The sequence below is a fragment of the Phocaeicola sp. genome, from assembly GCF_048170425.1.
GTDB lineage: Bacteria > Bacteroidota > Bacteroidia > Bacteroidales > Bacteroidaceae > Phocaeicola.
The window spans coordinates 1-4,212 of the sequence record NZ_DBEXBB010000082.1 but is presented as its reverse complement, the minus strand read 5'-3'; the positions used below and the strand labels follow the sequence as shown (position 1 = coordinate 4,212).

Sequence of the window (4,212 nt, the reverse complement as noted above, 5' to 3'; positions counted from 1 at the left end):
AAGTAACGTAGCGGCGTCAGGATTTGGCTTCGGCAGGGATTGTAATGGCTTCACGGATTATCGCCACTTCAACCAAAACCCTTGTAACTCAATTCTATCACTATATCTTTCCGCATTTCACTTTTTTGTAGTAACTTTGCGTAGAGAACTTAAAAAAACATAGATAATTATGGCATTGAATATTAAAGATGACAACTTTGAAGCTATTGTAGCTGAAGGTAAACCAGTGGTGTTGGATTTTTGGGCTACATGGTGTGGTCCTTGCAAGCAAATTGCTCCATATATCGAAGAACTGGCAGAAGCGTATAAGGATAAGGTAAATATCGGTAAATGTGATGTGGATGAAAATACAGATTTGCCTGCACAGTTCGGTGTTCGCAACATTCCTACCGTATTGTTTATCAAGAACGGAGAAGTTGTAGACAAACAAGTGGGAGCTACCACTAAATCTGCTTTGCAGGCAAAGGTAGAAGCTTTGTTGAAATAACTAAAAAACAGATAAGTTATGGGAATAGAAGACGATTTCTTGTTGGAAGATGAGGACGATGAAAAAACCATCGAGTTCATAAAGAACTAATTGCCTCAGGACATGAAAGAGGTTTTCTCGGACGATGATTTGTATTACATTCTGGATTTGATTGTGGATTATTATACCACGAGTGGTTGTCTGGATGCACAGCCGGATGATGAAGGGTATATCAACATTGATCAGGATGAAATTGTGAACTACATCGTTAAAGAGTCTGCCAAGGATGGAATGGGCCCGTTTGACCCGGATGCGATTTTCTTTGTCGTGCAGGGTGAAATGGAATATGGCAATCAGTTGGGACAAGTAGAGTAACAAAGTACCATATTATCGTATAAAAAATCCGGAGCTATTTTTAGCTCCGGATTTTTTATAGCTTCACGTGGGTTCGATATAAAGAAACTTGACTTGATTATAAATCGTTTCGTACAGGCAAAAATAGAGAAAAAGGAAGAGGTAAATATCGTGAATGGTATGCGTGGAATGGAAGGGGAAAGCAGTAAGGGTGCGTTTTCTCTCTAGTTGCCGGCAGGGGAAATTCGTGTATTGCGTCTTTCTGAAATAGGATATTTTAAATTCAATGCTTCGCGCAGATGCTGGGAGGTCTTTTTGTTTATCCAGAAATTGCTGGCAATGCGTTCTTCTATTAATGCCATGAATATTTTAGGATTTTCTTCTCAGTTTGTGTAGATTCACAAATCTTACATTATTAATATCCAGCATCTTGCTATGATAGACGGGGATGAGTGCATTATGTATCCACCGTTTAGTGGAGAAAGGCTTCCGATTTCAAGTAAGTTTAAAAAGGCACTGCAAAGTAATTTCATTCAATTATAAAGAATATCCCCGTTTTTCAGAGTGAATCCTGAAAAACGGGGATATGGATTTAATAAGGAAGAATATCCGAAAGTATCTTTTGTTGATACCAGGGGTCATCAATTTCCTTTAATTGTTTGGCCAGTTCTTGATAGAGTTCTTTTACAATCTCCGGATGTTCTTCCGGTGAAAGGTTCTGTAACTGATAAGGGTCTTTTATATCGTCAAATAAAAGAGTTTGTGTCAGTTTGTTATCTCTGTCGATGTATAAAGCCAATGTATAATGTAGTGTCTTGATTCCTCTGGAGCGAGGGAAATAAGAGATTACATTACCGTCTTTGTCCTTATCTCCATCCATATTCTGAATGTACAAGGCACCCGTGGGGCGAGCTACGGTCTGCACAGAATCTTCATAGAAAATTGGGGCGTAATTACTTCCCTGTACATTTGCCGGAATGTCCTTATCCAGGTTACAAAGCCCTAATAAGGTAGGCATAATGTCTGGGGAAGAAAGCAGCAAGTTGTCAACACGGGGACGTATATGCTGTGGATAACGTATAAGGAACGGTACATTCATGGACTCTGCATAAGGTGAGTTCTTCGGGTCGTCTGTAAACTGGCTGCACATGGTTTCTCCATGGTCGGATGTAAATACGACAATGGTATTTTTATCGAGGTTTAACTCTTTCAGGCATTCCAGAATCTGTCCGAAAGCGCGGTCCACTCCGCTGACAGAGGCAAAGTAGTAACGAGCCGATTCTGCCTTCTTACGTTGTTTATCTGCATTGGGACGAATCAACAGACTGTCTATGGGCTGGTCTTTATACAGATTGAAGTCTTCTTCCATGCAATCATTCAAAGAACGGTACGGACTGTGGGGCGGGTTCATACCTACCATGATGAAGAACGGCTTTTTCGGGTCGCGCTGGTTCTTATCGTTGCGCAGGTAAGAAATCACTTGTTTGGCCTCGTGAAGTGGCGACCATTCTTTCGGGTCATGACGCTTGCCTTCCGTGTCCCAGTAGTGGGGATTTTTATGTACGTCGTATGTGCCGTAAGAATACCAGTAGTTGAATCCATGGCGGCGTTCTTTTGGGGTATAGGCATCCCATACCGGACGCTGTGTTTCTACATATTGTCCTGGGTTTTCCGGGTCGTTCGGAGTAGGAAATTCGGCATGCAGTTTGCCAAAGTAGGCGCATTCGTATCCGTTTTTGCTGAATACGTCGCTCACGCATTCTACGTCTGTACGCAAGGTACTGATGGGACGTGTAGAATTACAGTTCAAAGGAATTCCACTTTTGTTGGGGTACATGCCGGTAAGCAAAGAACCTCTGTGCGGGCTGCTTAGCGGACAGTTGCTCATGGCTGAAGACAGTACCAGTGATTCCTTTGCAAAATTGTCAATATTAGGGGTGTGTACCGGATCGGCTGCAAAGTGGATGTGTTCTTTAAATTCGTTTTCATGCCAAAACCCCATTGCCATGTTACGGTATTGGTCTGGAAACACGTAGATGACATTGGGGTATTCTTGTTCAGTTACTTGCTGTTTGCTGGCACAACCTTGCAATGAAAGCAATCCGATTCCCCCTATTAGTGAATAGGGCAGATGTTTCATGGTTTATTATTGGTGTTTTTTATTCGTTTATAAAAGAAAAAGGTTGATTGTTTTCGATGTCTCTCTTACGAATTAATGCTTCTTCGTAATAGTAGTCTGCATAATTCAGAGGAACATCAATTTCAGCTCCATGAGGGATACTTCCCACTGAGTGCATCAGGATAAAGTTACCATTTTCTCCTACTTTTGCTTTGTAATCAGGTCCAGACAGATTTTTCAGAATTTTGTCTGCCAGTTCTTTATAATTCTTTCCTTGACAGTATCCGTCCATTTCGTACAATGCTGATGCAATACATGCAGCAGCTGAAACATCTCTTGGCTCATTCGGAATTTTCGGAGCATCGAAATCCCAGTAAGGAATCAAGTCTTTCGGCAGGTTTGCATCGTTCAGGTAGAAGTTTAATGTTTTTTCAGCCTGCTCCAAATAGCGCTTGTCATGTGTGTAGCGATAACAAGTGGTGTATCCATAGATAGCCCATGCTTGTCCACGCGCCCATGCAGATTCATGTGCATAACCTTGTGCAGTTTGGCGGCTTCTTACACTTCCATCTTTCAGAGAATAGTCTACTACGTGGTAGCAGCTGTTGTCTGTACGGAAATGATTCTTCATGGTATTGTCAGCATGTGAGACTGCAATCTTATAGAATGTAGAATCTCCAGAAAGACGAGTGGCTTCGAACAGAAGTTCCAAGTTCATCATATTATCAATGATAACCGGACATTCCCATCCGCGTTCACCTTGCCATCCTCTGTCGGCATCCCAAGATTGGATGACACCTGCCACTGGTCGGAAACGGGTAGAAAGAGATTGTGCAGCCGTAACAATGACATCTTTATATTCTGGTTTCTTGCACAAGCGGTATCCGGTCAAGTAGCTGCATCCAATCATGAAACCTACGTCATGGTGCCATTTCAGGTATTTTACAGAGTCAAGGTCTTCTGTGTATTTTTCAGCTAATTTTTTCCATTTCTCATTTTTAGTCAGGTCGTAATCCAGCCACATTGTTCCAGGGAAGAAACCACTGGTCCAGTCATCAATGGGTACATATACAATATTTCCCTTTTCGTCGATAGTACGAGGGTTCAAGATTTTGCCACTTTTTTCGATCAGGTCGGTCTGTAAAGTGTGTTGCGCTTCGATGTTTTTGATTTCATTTTCCAGGAAGTTGTCTGTCTCCGTCGGTTTTTGCTGGCAGGCTGTGAAAGTGATGGCCAGCATACTGATGAATCCTAAGTGCTGTTTGATCTTCAT

The 4,212-nt window shown here is 42.0% G+C and carries 4 protein-coding genes and 1 pseudogene; 2 read left to right on the top strand and 3 right to left on the bottom strand.

What is annotated here, in order from left to right; genetic code table 11:
• Window positions 1-169: 169 nt before the first annotated feature.
• On the top strand, window positions 170-487 hold the full coding sequence (gene trxA, locus ACMJ0U_RS03485) for a thioredoxin (protein WP_417128206.1): 318 nt from the start codon (window positions 170-172) through the stop codon (window positions 485-487).
• An 18-nt stretch (window positions 488-505) separates the two neighbouring features.
• Window positions 506-841 (top strand): annotated as a pseudogene (locus ACMJ0U_RS03480) (hypothetical protein).
• A 203-nt stretch (window positions 842-1,044) separates the two neighbouring features.
• On the opposite strand, the gene ACMJ0U_RS03475 reads toward ACMJ0U_RS03480, so the two are convergent.
• The 3 genes from ACMJ0U_RS03475 to ACMJ0U_RS03465 all read right to left on the bottom strand — a co-directional run bounded on the left by ACMJ0U_RS03475 (window position 1,045) and on the right by ACMJ0U_RS03465 (window position 4,212).
• On the bottom strand, window positions 1,045-1,182 hold the full coding sequence (locus ACMJ0U_RS03475; RefSeq protein ID WP_417128205.1) for a hypothetical protein: 138 nt from the start codon (window positions 1,180-1,182) through the stop codon (window positions 1,045-1,047).
• Between the two features lie 230 nt (window positions 1,183-1,412).
• The gene (locus ACMJ0U_RS03470) at window positions 1,413-2,960 is read right to left on the bottom strand and encodes a sulfatase (protein ID WP_417128204.1); all 1,548 of its coding nucleotides are present in this window, start codon (window positions 2,958-2,960) and stop codon (window positions 1,413-1,415) included.
• Window positions 2,961-2,979: 19 nt separating this feature from the next.
• Window positions 2,980-4,212: a glycoside hydrolase family 88 protein gene (locus tag ACMJ0U_RS03465; protein WP_417128203.1), complete on the bottom strand. Its 1,233-nt coding sequence runs from the start codon at window positions 4,210-4,212 to the stop codon at window positions 2,980-2,982.